The 15,927-nt window shown below is 57.8% G+C and carries 15 protein-coding genes; 8 read left to right on the top strand and 7 right to left on the bottom strand.

Annotated elements, in window-relative coordinates:
- Positions 1-82: 82 nt before the first annotated feature.
- Together AC5S27_RS13145 and AC5S27_RS13140 are read right to left on the bottom strand one after the other, a co-directional pair.
- A complete protein-coding gene (locus AC5S27_RS13145; RefSeq protein WP_493935012.1) occupies positions 83-733 on the bottom strand; it encodes an FMN-binding negative transcriptional regulator in 651 nt (216 codons plus the stop codon).
- Positions 734-779: 46 nt separating this feature from the next.
- A complete protein-coding gene (locus tag AC5S27_RS13140; protein ID WP_493935011.1) occupies positions 780-2,468 on the bottom strand; it encodes an amidohydrolase in 1,689 nt (562 codons plus the stop codon).
- A gap of 266 nt (positions 2,469-2,734) precedes the next feature.
- Here AC5S27_RS13140 and pdxR point away from each other — a divergent pair, with 266 nt between their 5' ends.
- Positions 2,735-4,171 (top strand): MocR-like pyridoxine biosynthesis transcription factor PdxR, encoded by a 1,437-nt coding sequence (gene pdxR / locus AC5S27_RS13135; protein WP_493935010.1) that lies wholly within the window; start codon positions 2,735-2,737, stop codon positions 4,169-4,171.
- Here the strand turns inward: pdxR and AC5S27_RS13130 are convergent.
- A complete protein-coding gene (locus AC5S27_RS13130; protein WP_493935009.1) occupies positions 4,168-5,139 on the bottom strand; it encodes a metallophosphoesterase family protein in 972 nt (323 codons plus the stop codon). The two genes, pdxR and AC5S27_RS13130, sit on opposite strands and share 4 nt — an antisense overlap.
- 177 nt (positions 5,140-5,316) lie before the next feature.
- Here AC5S27_RS13130 and AC5S27_RS13125 point away from each other — a divergent pair, with 177 nt between their 5' ends.
- Positions 5,317-6,201, top strand: a complete 885-nt coding sequence (locus AC5S27_RS13125; RefSeq protein ID WP_493935008.1) for a ThuA domain-containing protein — start codon at positions 5,317-5,319, stop codon at positions 6,199-6,201.
- A 63-nt stretch (positions 6,202-6,264) separates the two neighbouring features.
- The gene (locus AC5S27_RS13120) at positions 6,265-7,299 is read left to right on the top strand and encodes a UDP-N-acetylmuramate dehydrogenase (RefSeq protein ID WP_493935007.1); all 1,035 of its coding nucleotides are present in this window, start codon (positions 6,265-6,267) and stop codon (positions 7,297-7,299) included.
- On the opposite strand, the gene AC5S27_RS13115 is transcribed toward AC5S27_RS13120, so the two are convergent.
- Genes AC5S27_RS13115 through modA form a run of 3 tightly spaced genes read right to left on the bottom strand, consistent with a single transcriptional unit; the run spans position 7,296 to position 9,631 of the window.
- The gene (locus AC5S27_RS13115) at positions 7,296-8,093 is read right to left on the bottom strand and encodes an ABC transporter ATP-binding protein (RefSeq protein WP_493935006.1); all 798 of its coding nucleotides are present in this window, start codon (positions 8,091-8,093) and stop codon (positions 7,296-7,298) included. The genes AC5S27_RS13120 and AC5S27_RS13115 overlap by 4 nt on opposite strands.
- Positions 8,090-8,791 (bottom strand): molybdate ABC transporter permease subunit, encoded by a 702-nt coding sequence (modB, locus tag AC5S27_RS13110; RefSeq protein ID WP_493935005.1) that lies wholly within the window; start codon positions 8,789-8,791, stop codon positions 8,090-8,092. The genes AC5S27_RS13115 and modB overlap by 4 nt, the downstream gene beginning before the upstream one ends.
- 3 nt (positions 8,792-8,794) lie before the next feature.
- Positions 8,795-9,631: a molybdate ABC transporter substrate-binding protein gene (gene modA / locus AC5S27_RS13105; protein WP_493935004.1), complete on the bottom strand. Its 837-nt coding sequence runs from the start codon at positions 9,629-9,631 to the stop codon at positions 8,795-8,797.
- A gap of 93 nt (positions 9,632-9,724) precedes the next feature.
- Between modA and thrC the strand changes: the two genes are divergently transcribed.
- The 3 genes from thrC (at position 9,725) to trxA (ending at position 12,765) form a co-directional block, all read left to right on the top strand.
- Entirely contained in the window at positions 9,725-11,107 is a 1,383-nt protein-coding gene (gene thrC / locus AC5S27_RS13100; RefSeq protein ID WP_493935003.1) for a threonine synthase, read from the top strand.
- Between the two features lie 2 nt (positions 11,108-11,109).
- Positions 11,110-12,018, top strand: coding sequence for a homoserine kinase (thrB, locus tag AC5S27_RS13095; RefSeq protein ID WP_493935002.1), 909 nt, complete (start codon positions 11,110-11,112; stop codon positions 12,016-12,018).
- Between the two features lie 393 nt (positions 12,019-12,411).
- On the top strand, positions 12,412-12,765 hold the full coding sequence (gene trxA, locus AC5S27_RS13090) for a thioredoxin (RefSeq protein ID WP_493935001.1): 354 nt from the start codon (positions 12,412-12,414) through the stop codon (positions 12,763-12,765).
- Positions 12,766-12,844: 79 nt separating this feature from the next.
- Here the strand turns inward: trxA and lexA are convergent, their stop codons facing one another.
- Positions 12,845-13,450, bottom strand: a complete 606-nt coding sequence (gene lexA, locus AC5S27_RS13085; RefSeq protein ID WP_493935000.1) for a transcriptional repressor LexA — start codon at positions 13,448-13,450, stop codon at positions 12,845-12,847.
- A gap of 305 nt (positions 13,451-13,755) precedes the next feature.
- Here lexA and AC5S27_RS13080 point away from each other — a divergent pair, with 305 nt between their 5' ends.
- Both AC5S27_RS13080 and flgL read left to right on the top strand, forming a co-directional pair.
- Positions 13,756-14,790, top strand: coding sequence for a response regulator transcription factor (locus AC5S27_RS13080; protein ID WP_493934999.1), 1,035 nt, complete (start codon positions 13,756-13,758; stop codon positions 14,788-14,790).
- Positions 14,791-14,830: 40 nt separating this feature from the next.
- Positions 14,831-15,724: a flagellar hook-associated protein FlgL gene (gene flgL, locus AC5S27_RS13075; RefSeq protein WP_493934998.1), complete on the top strand. Its 894-nt coding sequence runs from the start codon at positions 14,831-14,833 to the stop codon at positions 15,722-15,724.
- The last annotated feature ends 203 nt before the right edge of the window (positions 15,725-15,927 follow it).

The raw sequence follows: 15,927 nt of genomic DNA, 5'->3' as shown, positions 1-15,927 counted from the left end.
TTCTGGGTTGTCTTCACGCTGCATCTTCATCGTTTTGCCTGCATTTTGAACGGAATTTGTAGGCCAGCCGATGAGCGCGCCGTCAGCAATGACGCGCTTGATTGTGCTTGCGAATGAGACCTGCAAGCGCGCGAGCATCGGGTGCCTCGCGAGTGTCGAGAACTTCAGCGACGGCCAGGGCATCGCGGATTGGTTCATCCTGGCCGAGTTTGAATTTGGCTTCGAACTTCGTCACGTTCATGCGGAAACCGACGATGCCGGCGAAGCGGCGCGTGATCTCACTGCGCGGAATTTCATTGGTCTTCCAACCCTTGGGGTAGCTCGACTCCATGTGTTGGGTCAGCGTTTCCAGCGATGCGTCGAGTGCTGGTTCTTCTTGCAATTCGATGGTTCCGTAGCAGTGAACGGCAGTGTAGTAGTAGGTCGAGGGCATGTCTCGGTTGGGATACCAGCTTGCCGTCACATAGCTCCAAGGACCTTCGAAAATGGCCAGTTGCGGTGCGGTTGCCTTGGCGAGATGCCGGGCATGTTCGTTGGCGCGTGCAATATGACCCACCAACACGAGATGCGAATCTGTGCTTGAGGAAGGAATGGGAGACTCGATCAGGAGCGGAAGATTGGTGGCCAGCGGTCCGTTCTCCCCATTGCTCACGAGCAGCGCCCAGGGATTCTGCTCGATAATGTCGAGCGCGTCCTGGGGAGAGGTTGGCTGCCAGCATGGTCGAACGAACATGAAGTGAACTCCTGACTGGTTGTGAGTGGTACTGATTGATGCTTGACTACTGCCGGACGATCTCGCCGCCGAGAACAGTGACGGCAGCCTTGACATGCTCGATCTGCACTGGATCGAGATGGAAGATGTCTTCGGAAAGCACCGTAAAGTCGGCGAGCTTGCCGGGCATCAGCGAGCCCTTGATATCATCCCGGCTCTCTGCATAAGCGGAGCCGACTGTGTAAGCGTGAACGGCCTGTGGCACGGTTAGCTTCTGCTCGGGAATCCAACCGTCAGGGTTTTTGCCGTCGAGGGTGCGCCGCGTGGTGGCGGCGTAGATGCCGTCCATTGGGTTGATGGGCGCTACGAACCAGTCAGAGCCGAAAGCAAGCACCGTGCCTGCATCGAGCAGCGACTTGAATGCGTAGGTGGTTAGCGCGCGCTTGTGGCCGATGCGCGTTTCAGCCCAGCGGCCGTCGTCGATGGCGTGATACGGCTGCACTGACGCGATGACCTTGAGCTGCGCGAATCGAGGGATGTCTTCTGGACGCAGATGTTGCGCGTGCTCGATGCGGAGGCGCCTATCTGCTGGACCATTCTCCTGCTCAAGACGTTCATACAAATCGAGGATAGTCTTGTTGGCTCGGTCACCAATGGCGTGCGTCGCGATATGAATGCCGAGGTGATCTGCGTTCTTCATGTCGGCATACATCTGGTCGGCGTGGGCCAGTTGATCTGTTGGCATTCCGGAAGACGAAGGCATGTCGTTGAAGGGATCGAAAAACCAGGCTGTGCCGGAACCGAGAGAGCCGTCCGCGAATGCCTTCACCGAGCCGATGACGAATGTGTCATTACCCATGTTGGTCATCACGCCGAGGTCGGCCAGGCGCTTGTAGTGGTCGAGCGGGAAGCGGGCGGCAACACGGACTTTCCATTTGCCCTGCTGTATGAGCCGCTGGTAGCCACGCACCATGATGGCCTGCATGTCTGCGGCGTGCGCGCCGGTGAAGCCCATGTCCTGCACACTGGTGACGCCGTTATCGAGTGCGTATTTCTGTGCCGCGAGTAAAGCCGCATCCACTTGTGCGTCGGACGGTGGCGGCATCTTCAACTCAACCAGATCCTTGGCTGCATCCTTGAAGATCCCGGTCGGATTGCCGTCTTTATCTCGACCTATGACGCCGCCCGGGACATCAGGAGTATCTCGGGTGATGCCTGTCAGCTTCATGGCGAGCGCGTTGGCCAGCATCATGTGGCCGTCAGAACGATTGACCCAGACGGGATTGTTCGGCGTGACAGCATCGATCCAGTCGTGAGAGGGCAGCTCGACTGGATTCCACTTCTGTTCATCCCAGTTGCCGACGACAATCCACTCTCCTGGAGGGATAGTTTTCACGAAATCGGCAAAGCGCTGAGTGAATTGAGCACGGCTGGTGACATCGCGTAGTTGAACGCTCGCGATGCCCTGGCCTCCCCAGAAGAAGTGAACATGCGAGTCATTGAATCCGGGAACGACACGACGACCACCGAGGTCGAGAACCTTCGTCTTCGGACCGGCAAGGCGCTGAATCTCGGCCGTGGTGCCGACGGCGACGATGCGATGGCCCGAGACCGCGATTGCTTCCGCTTCCGGCTGCCTTGGATTCTCCGTCCATACCTTGCCGTGAATGGCGATCAGATCGGCCTGCGCTTGCAGGTTGATCTGCGCCAGAATAGGCAGGAGAAGGAGGGTCGTCAGCATCAGGCGCTTCATCATCGGTGCTCCAAATTGCAATTGAGGCTACTGGTGAGTTGCGGAGTTCTGCCGGGTCAAGACAAGGGGAGCTATGAAATTGAACCGGTGCGAATGGCTGAATGCACTATGCGTTACGACTACCAGGGAAATTCAGAGGCGGAAGTTCTGTGTGATGCGATTGGGGGTATCGATCTGCTTCCAGCTTTCCTTTACAGTAAGGTGAATGCTGGACCACGTAAAGGGCCAGAGTTTGGCTTAGTGATGGTGCCAGATGTGCGAGGGTCTGCATGATACCGCTGCAAAGGCTGGTTTCAAACCGACTGGTTCTTGATCGCGAGACTGCAGGGTCGCTGCAGACGCAACTCGCTGCGCAGTTAAAAAAGCTGATTCAGACGGGTGAACTTGTGGCAGGCCAGCGGATGCCATCTACGAGGGAGTTGGCGACGGGACTGGGCGTTTCACGCAATACCGTGGTCGCTGCGTACGACATGTTGATAGGGCAGGGCTATGTTGAGGCTCAGATGCGCAGCGGCTTCCAGGTGTGCCACGCAGCGCAGGCTTTTCGTAGTCTGCCTGGAGTGGCGCCGAAAGACGTTCCGAATACAGGTCGGAGCGGAAAGGCATCCCCTTTACAGCCGGGTATTCCGGTGCCGTTTCGTCCCACGCAACCCGATGTGAATCTCTTCTCTCTCCAGACCTGGAATCGCCACCGGACAAGAGTGTTGAAGCGTGGTTCCTGCCTTCTTCACTATCAGTCCCGCTTTCCCGTTGGTCTTGATGAGCTGCGACAGAATGTGGCCGCCTATCTGCGCGACAGCCGGGGTGTGCGTTGCGACTGGCAGGAAGTAGCGATCGTGAACGGCTCACAGCAGGGACTTTTTCTGCTTTCGCACCTGCTCTTGAAAGTTGGGCAGCGGGTCTTTATGGAGGAGCCAGGGTATCCCGGCGCTCGTAATGCCTGGACGCAGGCGGGAGCCAGTGTTGTCCCTTCGCCGGTCGATGATGAGGGGATTTGTTTGCCCGAGGGTGACGCGGAGCCAGCGTCGCTGATTTATGTCACACCTTCACACCAGTTTCCGCTGGGCACGTGCATGTCTCTGGCGCGGCGATTGAGCCTGCTACGCTGGGCGCGTGACGCCGGAGCGTGGATTGTGGAAGACGACTACGATGCGGAGTTTCGCTACTCAAGCGCTCCGCAACCGAGCCTGCAGAGCCTCGATGAACATCGTCGCGTGGTCTATATCGGCTCATTCAGCAAGACTCTCTTTCCGGCGCTGAGGCTGGGATATGTGGTGCTGCCGCCTTCCCTGGTGGATCGTTTTGCCGAACTTAAGTCGATTGCAGACGACTACAGCCCGCTGATTGATCAAGCGACCTTAGCCAGTTTTCTAGAAAGCGGTGCCTTCTATGCTCACTTGCGCCGCTGCCGCAAGCATTACGCGGAACGGCAGAGTCACTTTCTGGAACAGGTTGCACGGTGTGGGTTGCCGCTGACTTTTCCGATCACCGGTCGGGGGATGAACCTGGCTGGAATGCTTCCCGATAGTTCCGACGACCGCGCGTGGAGCGAACGGCTGCGGAAAGCCGGGTTAGATGTGCCGCCTCTCTCGCGCTACGCCGTTCAGCCGACACAGCCCGGACTGTTGTTTGGCCTGGCCGCGTTCGATCTGCGGGCGATCGAGCGCGGCGTGGTCAGGATGGCGCAAGTCTGCGGCGAAGGCTAGGTGGTCTTTGGCGAGATTGTTTGAAACCCGGACGTCTCGTAGCGCCAATTGATCTTGCCATCGCGCAGGCTGACAACCGTGAAGCCTTCTGGCGTTCCCATACGCGAGCCATGCCACCAGTTGCCGCAAACGGCGCCGCTGGTGACGTAGTGTATCCCGTGATACTGCACGACTTCGTTGATGTGCGTGTGCCCCTGGAAGACTGCGAGTACGTTGTATTGCTCGAGGATGGGCAGTACTTCATACGAGTTCGCGACGACAAGCTGGGGATGGGCTGAAGGCGGCGTCAGACCTGAGCCGGTTGTTGCCGGTTTCTCGTAAGAAGTGAACGCTGTAACCAGCGGTACGTGGCAGGTAACGATGACCGGCGCACCCTTGGGCAGCTTGGCCAGGTCGGCGGTAAGCCATGCGAGTTGAGGAGCGTCGATGCGAGCCTCCCACGAACGGTCCGGCGTGGGCTGCACCGTATCCAGGGTGACGAAGTGGTAACCCTTGTGATCGAACGAGTAGTAGGTCGGGCCGAGATGCTCTTCAAAGAACTTCTTGCCGTAGCCAGGATCGGTGGCCTGCACGCCGGCCTTGTTCGTGATCCCAAACTGATCGTGGTTGCCGATGGTGTGGTGGACCTTGAGTCCCAGAACCTGCTCGGTGTGAGTGTAGAGGTCGAAAAGGCTGTCCGCATTCTTACGGTCCACGCCCATGATGTCCATGGCGTGGTCGCCGCCCTGAATTGCGAAATCGGCGTGGAGGGCTCCAGCTTTCTTGAAGGCCAGATTGCAGCCTTCCGGGGCATTCAGTTCCGGGTAGAGATGGGTGTCGGTAAAGAAGATGTAGTCAAAGCTGCCGGGAGTTGCGGTTGCGTTGACTCCTGCGCCATGCGCGAGGGAGGGAAACGTGACTCCGGCGGCAGCGGCGCCGGCGGTCATGGCGCTGAGGGAAAGGAACCGTCTGCGATTCAACAAGCTCATAGGGCGCATGGTAGCATGAGGCCGGTGAAAATTGCGCTTGTTGGAGCCTTCGTTTTCGATAGCGACGGTGCCTCAGGTCACTACTACGATTCACGTTGTCGTGACGGCGTATCCGAACCAGTGCATGCCAGACCAATTCCAAAATTGTTCTACTTTTCTCAACTATCAGGAGATCCCTTGCGAACCTATCAAAAAGTCCTTTCCCGCCCGTCGCTGTTTGTCGCCGCTGCATCCCTGCTTTTTGTCGTCTCGTGTCCGGCACAGTCGTCTGAGACTGGTTCCAGGCCGCCAGCGCCACATTCCAAAGAGATTCATGTGAAGCACGTTCTGGTGATCGCGCAGACCAAAGGCTTCGAGCATGACTCCGTCTCGACGGCGATGGCGACGATCTTCAATATGGGCAAGGAAAGCGGCCTGTGGGAGACGACGCTGCGCACGGATACAGAGCTGCTCACAAAGGGCGACCTGAGCAAGAAGAACGGCAAGAACCTGAATTATTTCGATCTGGTGGTCTTTGCCAGCACTACCGGAGAATTGGATATGGACGATCAGCAGAAGCGCGATTTGCTTTCGTTCGTCAAGGAGGACGGAAAGGGTTTCGTCGGCATCCACGCGGCTATGGACACTAACTACCAGTGGCCGGAGTATGGCGAGATGATCGGCGGGTGGTTCGATCAGCATCCATGGATGACGTTCAACGCGCCAATTGTGGTCGAGGACCCAAGTTTTCCTGCCGTGATGCACTTTCCGAAGGCTTTCACCAAATTTGACGAGATTTACCAGCCCAAGAGCTGGTCCCGCGAGAAAGTCAATGTGTTGCTCAGCCTGGATGCGAGCAAGCTGGATTACTCGAACAATCCGCGAATTCACCGCACCGATCACGACTTTGCCGTTGCCTGGAGCAAGATGTACGGCAAGGGTCGGGTCTTTTACTCGACACTGGGGCATACGGAAGAGTCCTGGTCTGACCCGGATATTCGCAAGATGTACTTCGAAGCGATCAAGTGGGCATTGGGCATGACGGAAGGCAGCACGGCTTCCCATCCCAAGCCAGCGATGTAGCTGGCATTACGGCGAGCACCTGCCCCTGAGGATTGTGAGGGTGGCTGTTATAGGCTGACGAGAATGGAGATTCAGGAACAGGTTCCTCTCGCGCCCTTTACGACCTTTGGCATTGGTGGTCCGGCGCGGTGGTTTGTCGAGGCACGGAGCGAGGCGGAGATTGCCGAAGCGGTGCAGTGGGCTCAGAGGCGGTCGTTGCCAGTCTTTGTTCTGGGCGGTGGAAGCAATCTCTTAATTTCGGATGCCGGTTTTGCGGGTTTGGTGTTGCGGGTGGCTCTGGCCGGGATTGAGACAGAGGATGGACCCGATTGGCGCTCGTTCCGTGTCGCAGCCGGCGAGAACTGGGATGCGCTTGTCTCACGCGCGGTAGCAGAAGGTTGCGCGGGGATTGAGTGCCTCGCGGGGATTCCCGGTACCGTTGGCGGTACGCCGGTACAGAACGTAGGCGCCTACGGACAGGAAGTGGCCGAGACGGTCGAGCTGGTTCGGGTACTTGACCTGGAGACGCTAGGGTTCTCGGAAATGATGGCCAAAGAGTGCGGGTTCGCTTACCGGAGAAGCATATTCAACTCCACTGAGCGCGGACGCTTTCTTGTGACACGGGTGGACTATCGGCTCCACCCCGGCGGCGAGGCGAATTTGCGCTATGCCGATTTGCAGAGGGCTTTTCCGTCTGGCATCATCCCGTCACTTACACAGGTTGCTGCTCAGGTGCGGAGGATTCGCCAAGCCAAGGGCATGCTGCTGGTGGAGGGCGATGTGGACTGCCGAAGTGCGGGGAGTTTTTTCAAAAATCCAGTCGTTGACGAGGAACAGCTCTTCGAAATCACCGCCCGCTTTGGAGAGCGGCCACCGACCTATCCAGCAGGCGAGGGCTACGTCAAGCTGCCGGCGGCCTGGTTGATTGAAAAGGCCGGTTTTCTCAAGGGATTTCGGTTGGGGCGGGCAGGAATATCTTCGCGGCACACCTTGGCGTTGGTGAATCTGGGCGGAGCCACTGCCGCCGATATTCTCGCATTGAAAGACCTGATTGTTGAGCGCGTTTCTTCGCAGGGCAGGGTGCAGCTGGAAATGGAGCCGGTGATGGTCGGCTTTTAGGGTTTCTTGTGAGCTGTTTTTTTTCGCATAGACGCTTTTGGTAAGGGCGCGGTTTCGATTTGCCGGTCCTCGCCGATCGCCAGGCGGTCGAGCAGTCGTCTGCGTTCGGCCGCGAGCACTTGCACTGCCGGTCCCTGGGCGATCAACCTGCCTTCTCGCATCAAGGCCACTTCGGCTTTTGTAGCGAGCGCATCGGCGGCGTCGTGGGTAACCAAAACAGTCTGAATGTTCTGCTCGGCAAGCCAGTCTCGCAGCCGCGCCAGGACTTCGTCGCGCGCGCTGGCGTCAAGTGCAGAAAGCGGCTCATCGAGCAGCAACAGTTGGGGCATGGGAGCGAGCGCACGTGCAAGCGCAACGCGCTGCGCCTCTCCACCCGAGAGTGCGCTGGGCATGCGCGTGGCGAGGTGCTCGGCGCCGACCAACTCCAATACAGAATTGATCCGTGTCGATCGAAGTGAAGGGGACAGGGACGGCAGACCGTAGGCGACATTGGCAGTGACACTGAGGTGCGGGAAGAGTGCCGGTTGCTGCGTGACCATCCCTGCGGAACGCTGAGCTGGATGGCTTCCGGGCGGAATCTTGAGGCCGATTTCTGTGTCTGTGACGTAGCGTCCGTGGATGGAGATTCGTCCGTAGTCTGGCTTACGGAGCGTGTCCAGTCCGGCGATCATGCGCAGCAGCGTTGTCTTTCCCGCAGCAGAAGGACCAAAGACTACAGTCCACGGAGCCGCAAACTCACAGTCGATATCCAGACTGAAATGCCCGCGCCGGGCTCGAATCTCGAATGCGATCATGGCGCACTCCGATCGGAATTCGTTCGGCCTTTCGAGATGCCGGAGACAAGAAAACCGGGACGAGCGTAAACCAGCGCAAGCGCGACGACACAGAAGAGCAGAAGCATCAGAGCCGTCCGGTTGGCGGCTGCGTAGTCAAAGCCTTCTACTTGGTTGAACAGGACGATGGAGAGTGTACGCGTGGCGCCGGGGATGTCTCCGCCAATCATAAGAACTACGCCGAATTCACCGACCGTATGCAGGAAACTGAGGATGGCGGCCGTAAGTAAGGACCGGCCTGCAAGCGGGATGAGGATGGTCGTGACGAGACGAACCGGGCCAGCGCCGAGTAGTCGGGCTGAGTCAAGAAGAGAAGCGTCGATGGCTGCGTATCCAGCGACGACAGGCTGCACGGCGAAGGGCAGGCTGTAGATCACTGAGCCGACGACCAATCCTGCGAACGAGAAAGCCAGGGGGTGGCCAAGCAATTCAGCAATCCAGCGGCCGGGACCAGTGCGTGGTCCGAGAAGAAAAAGTAGATAAAAACCTAGGACTGTCGGCGGCAGCACGAGTGGAAGACCGGTGAGCGCTTCGATAATGATGCGGAAGCGGGAACGTGTAAGCGTGAGCCACGCGGCAAGCGGGATGGCCACGCACAGCAGTATCACCGTGGTAATGGTTGCGAGTTTGAGGGTGAGAGCGAGTGCGTGCCAATCCATCGGTTATTTCACGGGCGTCAGGCCGCTCTGCAAGAGCTGCTGCTGGATTGGTTGAGATAGTAGGAAGTCGAGGAACTTACGAGCATTTTCATGCTGGGTCGAATGGGTCATCACGACAGCGCCTTGTTCAATAGCAGGATACAGTTCGGCGGGAATGACAAAATAGCTGCCTATCGACGCGAGGTGCTGAGTTTTGGCTGATGTCAGCGAGATCAGACCAGCATCGGCGTTGCCCGATTCCGCAAACTGCGCCGCCTGCGAGATGTTCTCAGCGGTAATCAGTTTGCCTTTGAGCGTATCCATCAGCTTGAGGCTGGTAATGGTAGCCATTGCGGCGCGGCCGTAGGGAGCGCGTTCGGGGTTCGCAATCGCCAGGCGGTTGAGGGCAGGGTCGCGCAGTGTGTCCAGCGTCGGGGTCGGCCAGTGAGAATCCTTGCGCGTCCACAGAACGAGGGTGCCACGCGCGTAGGTCAGGGGTGCTGCTGGGCCGCTGCTCTTGATATTCAAAATTCCCGCAGTGTCGGCAATGCCAGCGTCAATCAGGCGCTTTGGATAGCCGAGATCGGCAGAAAGGAAGAGGTCGAAGGGAGCTCCGTTCTGTATCTGCACAGTGAGCGCGGCGGAGGCCTGGTAGGTTGCCTCAGCCTGAATACCGGTCGATCTCTTGAAGGCCACCAGGATCGGAGGCAGGACAGGCTGCAGGTCGGCTGCGGCAGCGATTCTGAGAGGCCTATCCTGCGCAGCCGCAATGCCCGAAGCAACTCCCACGATCGCTAATGACAAGGTAACGGAGAAAAGAGCCGATGAGAGCAATGACAACAGCAGGAAGGGTTTTCTCATTCCGGAACCGACACTGCGCGCACTCTGAGACATCCCGCTTGCTCCCCCACACTACCCAAAACGCGGGTGCTTGCTGGTAGGCTAACACTTGAGATGAACGACAATCTGCATCAGTTGCGCTGTTTCGGTTGCGGCGCTCGCATTCGTGGGGAGCAAGCTGGAGCCACCTTCCGTTGTGTTGAGTGTGGCGATCTTTTCGAGGTGGAGTACCCGGGCTGGGGACTTGGTGCCAAGTCTGATGGCCGCCCTAATACAGACCGCCCAAATGCGGGAGCACTGAAGTGGCTTTGGCGCGAGCGCCGGGCTTCCGGAGAGTTACTGGACCATTCAGGCGTATGGCGTTTTCGTGAATTGCTGCCGGTGCTCAACAGCTTCGGCAATGCGGTCACGCTGCGGGAAGGGAACACGCCGCTCTATCATCTGCCGCGAGCCGCAAAGGCGTTGGGCGTGGACCAGCTCTTTGCCAAGCACCAGGGTATGAATCCGACCGGGTCCTTTAAAGACACCGGCATGACCGCTGCCCTGAGCGTGGCTAAAGAGCGTGGTTACGAGTGGGTTGCATGCGCGTCGACCGGGAACACCTCGGCGGCGATGGCCGCGTACGCTGCCCGTGCCGGGATGAAATGCCTGGTTCTCATTCCGCAAGGAAAGATTGCCTGGGGCAAGCTGGCTCAGGCGATGGATTATGGCGCGGTTACCTGCCAGCTCAACACTGATTTCGACGGCTGTGTGAATGTCCTCTCGACAATCGTCCAAGAGGCACCGATCTACCTGCTGAATTCCGTCAATCCCTATCGCCTGGAGGGACAGAAGACTCCGGCGCTGGAGATTGCCGAATACTTTGACTGGAGTGTCCCAGAGCACATTCTCGTTCCCGGTGGAAACCTGGCTAATAGTTCGGCTCTGGGTAAGGGTTTTCGGGAGATGAAGGCGCTGGGTCTAATTTCGCGGCTTCCGAAAATCTCTGTGATTCAGGCGGCCGGAGCTAATCCGCTGGCAGCGAGCTTTGCCGCGAACGACGGGCAATCCTTGGAGCCGGTGGAGGCCAATACGCGCGCAACTGCGATCCGTATCGGCAACCCGGCTTCGTGGCGCAAGGCGGCTAAGGTTATCCACGAGAGCGGCGGATGGTGTCTCGATGTGACCGAGGCGGAGATTGCTGTTGCCAAGGCGGAACTGGGCCGCGAGGGGATCGGATGCGAACCGGCATCGGCTGTGACCCTCGCCGGGTTGAAGAAGCTGGTGGCGCGCGGCGATGTGGCTCCTTCCGACACCGTCGTTCTGTTGCTGACAGGGCACACGCTCAAGGACGCCGACTATACCATCGATTTCCATCGCGGCACACTGCTGCAGCCGCAAGAAGCTGCGGCCCAAGCGCAGGAGATTGCCGCGCTGCGCCGCAATGCCGTAGAGGTCGAGGCATCGCCGGACGCGGTGCTGAGGGCTCTGGCGGAAATACAAAGCAGGTGGGTCTAGCTGTGAACGCCTTTCGACTTCGCCTGCCTGCTACTTCTGCCAACCTGGGAGCAGCTTTCGACACCGCTGCTGTCGCCATGGGTTTCTATCTCGAAATCGAGGCGGAAGTTGCCTCAGAGTTCTCGATCCTCGCTTCGGGAAGAAATTCGGAGCTATGTTCAAGGCTTGAAGACAACCTGATTCTCCAGACATATAGCTCCATTCTTAAGCGCGAAGGCCGTGCTGTTTCGCCGTTGACGGTCCGCATGGTGAACCAGATCCCTCTTGGAATGGGTTGTGGTTCTTCTGCGGCCGGGATTCTGGCGGCTGTGGCGATGGCGAACCACTTCGGTGAACTTGATTGGTCAAACGAGCGCATTCTCGCTGAAGCTTGCAAGCTCGAAGGGCATCCAGACAATGCGGCGGCCTGCTGGTTGGGTGGGATGGTGGTTGCAGCGATCGAGGGCGACCAGATTCATGTTGCGCGCGTCGATGCTCCTGCCGATTGGCGAGCGATGGTCGTGATTCCAGCCAATCCTCTGGCAACCAGCAAAGCCCGCGCAGTGCTTCCTAAGGAATATTCCCGAGCGGACGCCGTGGCAAATATCCAGGCTGCATCGCTGCTCGGCCTGGCCTTCGCCCATGGCCGGGGGGACCTCTTGCGACCGGCGATGGCTGACCGGATTCATCAGCCGTATCGCGCCGAGATTTGCCCGCTCCTTCCCCTCCTTCTACCCTTGGCAGGCAATCACGGAATTCTTGGAGTGGCCCTGAGCGGAGCTGGTCCGTCGGTCTTGTTGGTACTTGCGTCAGAGGCCGCGGCAGATGAGGCAACTTCGGCAGTTCATTCCTCGTTAGCTGGACGGGAGACAGCGGAGGTCCTCGTGGTCCCTTTTGCGACAGAGGGCGCTGCAGCAGTTCAGGAACGGTAAACATTCAATTGCACAAGCACTTAACTGCGCCTTACACATCAAGTTTCAAACTTTGGTGCAAACTTCACGGCCAAACTCGGAGCTAAGGCCGACTCTTTGGGGATTACTTTTTGCATTACCTAAGATTTCTTGCATTTCCCTGGACGAAAACCTAGATTCACCGTGTGGGCAGTTCTGGGGGAGGGCTGCTCTAGCGCCCGAGATTCCTTTATGGGATCCGGGCGCTTTTTCATGTCTGTGCAATTTCGTTGAATTCTTCCCTTTCGGCGACGGGAAGACGACTTGCGTTTCCTACTTTGCGACTTCCTTCCAGGTTTTGCATCTTATGGAGTGGCAAGTGCGGTTAGACTGGCGTAGAAGGTATCTCAAAACGTCGGAATCGCGAGGAGACACATGGCAGGAACCGGAGTATTTGAAGTAAGTGATGCAACCTTCGATCAGGACGTGCTCCAGTCGGAGCAGCCCGTATTGGTCGATTTCTGGGCAGTATGGTGCGGTCCCTGTAAGGCCATTGCCCCGATCGTCGACGATATTGCTGCGTCCTACGCGGGCAAGATTAAAGTTGCAAAAGTCAACGTCGATCAAAATGGCGCTACACCTTCCCGGTACGGAATCCGCGGAATCCCGGCTCTCTTGATCTTCAAGGGTGGTAAAGTGGCTGACCAGATCGTGGGCTATGTGCCTCGCGAAGTGATCGAAGAGAAGATCAATCGTGTATTGGCGCTGTCTCCTGCTGCTGTCAACTGACGGGCGCCGCCGACATTAAAAATCAAAGCGGTCCGGCACTCCTGCCGGGCCGCTTTTTGTCTTGCATCAGGCGATACCGCTAGCGGTATCGGCGCAATACGCCTAGCACGCGGCCCTGGATGGCTACCTGCGCTGCGGGGACGAAGATAGGATCCATTTCCAGATTGGCCGGCTGCAGCCGCACTTGGCCACCCTCCAGGTAAAAGCGTTTCAGAGTGGTTTCTGATCCGCGAACCAACGCCACTACGATCTCCCCCTGGCGAGCCGTCCTGGTACGCTCAACCAGCACGTAGTCTCCACTGATGATGTGCTCATCCCGCATCGAATCCCCACGCACTTCCAGTGCAAAGACGTCTTTGTTGCCGACAACGTCATGCAGGGAGATGCTTTCCACGTTTTCGGCGGCCTCGACTGGCAGACCGGCAGCGATCCGGCCCATCATGGGAAGGCGCTCGCTGGTGCGTGTACGTGTGCCGACCGGCACCACGTCGATCGACCGGCTGCGGTTGTGGACGCGGTCGAGCAGACCCTTCTTTTCGAGATTGGTGATGTGCTTGTGAACGGTCGCAAGGGACTTCAATTCCAGTCCTCGCGCAATCTCTTCAAAGGAGGGTGAATAGCCGTTGCGGTTAACGAACGACTCCAGGAAGTCGAGAACCTCTTTTTGTCTTCGAGTGACAGCCATGCGCGCATTCTAGCGAATGAAAAGCGAAATTGCCAGAATTATTTTCGCTCTCCGTTCTCCTCCCCGCACAATAGTGAGTTGGCTAAATTGTTTGCCCCTCCAATGGCCCTGACTAGCGAAGAGGGCACTCTCCATCTCTTTTGGGAAATTTTGTAAGGGAATCCCAATCTCGGAAGATCCTCTTTCTTCTCTTCACATTTGTCTTGAGTTGGAACGCTTTAAGCGGGAACGTTGATTCACGACACCCGGATTCGCCGTTTCAGCAAGCTTTAAGTACATGAGGCACCTACCGAGGGAAGAGAGCTATGAGGCTACTAATCGCGGAAGACGATCGGGCGCTGGCCATGTTTCTCACACGTGGACTGGAAGCGGAGGGGCACCGCGTGCGCTGCGCCATGGATGGTGCCGAAGCTGTGGAGGTATTTCGGGCTGAGCTGCCTGACCTGACCATCCTGGACCTGAATCTTCCAGTGAAGGACGGCGAACAAGCATTAGCCGAAATGCGCTCAGTCGACGCGCAGTCGCCGGTGCTGATCCTGACCGGAAGACAGGAGGTCAACACCCGCATCCGTTGCCTGGATCTAGGCGCCGACGACCTGATGATCAAACCCTTCAGCCTGCATGAGTTGCGGGCGAGGTGCCGCGCCTTATTACGCCGCAAGAGAGAGGCGAAATTGATGCTGCGTGTTGCAGATCTCGAACTTGACCGGCTGGACCACACCGTTCGACGGGCGGGAGAGCTGGTTTCACTCACGAACAAGGAGTTTGCCCTGCTGGAGCATCTGGTTCTACATCGCGGTCAGTGCATTTCACGGGTCGAGCTTTTGGATGCTGTCTGGAACATGGAGCCGGCGCAGACCACCAACAACGCTGGGACGGATCTGGTTGGAGATAACGGCAATGCCGGAGATATTTTCAGTGCTCCCACACAGGTTGCGGGCAGCGCGTTAAGTATGCAAGTGGTTATGAACGATCCAAACAAGATTTCCGCGGCTGCGCTAGGGCAGGGAACGGGTGACAATACAAACTCTGTTACTGCTGCGAGCCTTGCCACCCAGGCGATCATTAACGGTCAGACGCCCTCCGACTTTTACTCCAACCTAGTCAGCACACTAGGCGCTACTGTCTCTGAGACGACCATTCAGAACACGGCTCTGACGGCCTCAGTCAGCCAGTTGCAGACGCAGCGCGACTCGCTATCGGCGGTTAGCCTGAATGAGGAAGCGAGCAATCTACAGGAGTTTCAGCGCTCGTATCAGGCTGCTTCTCAGGTGTTTACGATCCTCAACAGCATTTACGCATCGGCTCTGAACCTAGGCGTCGAAACCTCAGTGGCATGACTGCGACGAAGCCCTAATCTTCGCCGGAAGAGGAAATTCTATGCGCGTGGACCCGTTTTTTGTGGTGAATCTGGCTGGTCCCTTGGATCGGACGCAGGTGACTCAGCAGCAGTTGACCGAGGAATTGTCGAGCGGCGTCCGGGTAACGTCTATCGGGCAGGATCCTGTGGCGGCGGCTCAGAATGTGCAGCTTTTGAATCAGATCCAGCGTGACGACTCGTTTACTCAGACAACGAGCCTGACGCAGGGACATCTGCAAGTTACGGATTCCGCGTTGGGAAGCGTCGTGGACCAGTTGAATCAGGCCATCGCGCTGGCTACGCAGGCCAACAACGGGACGCTTAGCTCCAGTGATTTGAAGTCGATATCGAGCGAGATTGCGGGACTGCGGGACGAAGTTCTGTCGCTGGCCAACACCAACTATCAGGGGCAATACATCTTCGGCGGCAGCCAGACGGCGGCGCCGCCGTTCACCATTGATAACACTACGACACCGGCCACAGTGACCTATAACGGCGACAGCAACGTGAATACGCTGACGGCTCCGAACGGCCAGACAGTCGAGTTGAATGTGCCAGGGAATCAGGTATTTACGGCACCTTCCTCGAACGTGCTTGCAGCCTTGAACAGTCTGATTGCCGACTATGCCAGTGGCACACAGGGCAGTGGTGTAGGGGACACGGCGGCGCTGAACACTGCCCTTAACTACATCGGGCAGCAGCGGGTGGCGATCGATAACTCGATTTCTCGGCTGAATGCTGCTTCCGGCGCGGCGAAAGCGGAATCGCTGCAACTGACGACGGTTCAGACGAACTTGATGCAGGCAGATCTTCCTGCCATTTCGACGCAACTCTCGCTGACGCAGTCGCAGCAAAAGGCCTTGATCAGCGTGATTTCGGCGCTTGGATCTGGAAGCCTCTTCGACAAGCTGTAGATGCGCGAAGAAAGATATGGCCATTGTTGACGCCGGAACTTCCGCGCAATATCTGGTCGGATACGCGCAATCCTCCTGTCACCTTGCGCAATCCGCGTGGCACACGTTGCAATCAGCGTGCGACGTTGCGCAATCCTCGTCTTGAATTTGGAGAAATTGTGACCTTTGGTCTCGGCGTCATCGCAGGACGTGTCTCGTTCGCT

The organism is Acidicapsa borealis (assembly GCF_059115245.1).
The sequence above is the reverse complement of the archived record's forward strand: the minus strand, read 5'-3'. Positions and strand labels throughout refer to the sequence as shown.

What these genes read in the sequence shown, in the direction of transcription:
- AC5S27_RS13115 (WP_493935006.1), bottom strand. Translation starts at nt 8,093, where the DNA reads ATGATCGCATTCGAGATTCGAGCCCGGCGCGGGCATTTCAGTCTGGAT.
- AC5S27_RS13080 (WP_493934999.1), top strand. Translation starts at nt 13,756, where the DNA reads ATGAGGCTACTAATCGCGGAAGACGATCGGGCGCTGGCCATGTTTCTC.
- AC5S27_RS13120 (WP_493935007.1), top strand. Translation starts at nt 6,265, where the DNA reads ATGGAGATTCAGGAACAGGTTCCTCTCGCGCCCTTTACGACCTTTGGC.
- modB (WP_493935005.1), bottom strand. Translation starts at nt 8,791, where the DNA reads ATGGATTGGCACGCACTCGCTCTCACCCTCAAACTCGCAACCATTACC.
- trxA (WP_493935001.1), top strand. Translation starts at nt 12,412, where the DNA reads ATGGCAGGAACCGGAGTATTTGAAGTAAGTGATGCAACCTTCGATCAG.
- AC5S27_RS13145 (WP_493935012.1), bottom strand. Translation starts at nt 733, where the DNA reads ATGTTCGTTCGACCATGCTGGCAGCCAACCTCTCCCCAGGACGCGCTC.
- flgL (WP_493934998.1), top strand. Translation starts at nt 14,831, where the DNA reads ATGCGCGTGGACCCGTTTTTTGTGGTGAATCTGGCTGGTCCCTTGGAT.
- modA (WP_493935004.1), bottom strand. Translation starts at nt 9,631, where the DNA reads ATGAGAAAACCCTTCCTGCTGTTGTCATTGCTCTCATCGGCTCTTTTC.
- AC5S27_RS13140 (WP_493935011.1), bottom strand. Translation starts at nt 2,468, where the DNA reads ATGATGAAGCGCCTGATGCTGACGACCCTCCTTCTCCTGCCTATTCTG.
- AC5S27_RS13130 (WP_493935009.1), bottom strand. Translation starts at nt 5,139, where the DNA reads ATGAGCTTGTTGAATCGCAGACGGTTCCTTTCCCTCAGCGCCATGACC.
- lexA (WP_493935000.1), bottom strand. Translation starts at nt 13,450, where the DNA reads ATGGCTGTCACTCGAAGACAAAAAGAGGTTCTCGACTTCCTGGAGTCG.
- thrC (WP_493935003.1), top strand. Translation starts at nt 9,725, where the DNA reads ATGAACGACAATCTGCATCAGTTGCGCTGTTTCGGTTGCGGCGCTCGC.
- pdxR (WP_493935010.1), top strand. Translation starts at nt 2,735, where the DNA reads ATGATACCGCTGCAAAGGCTGGTTTCAAACCGACTGGTTCTTGATCGC.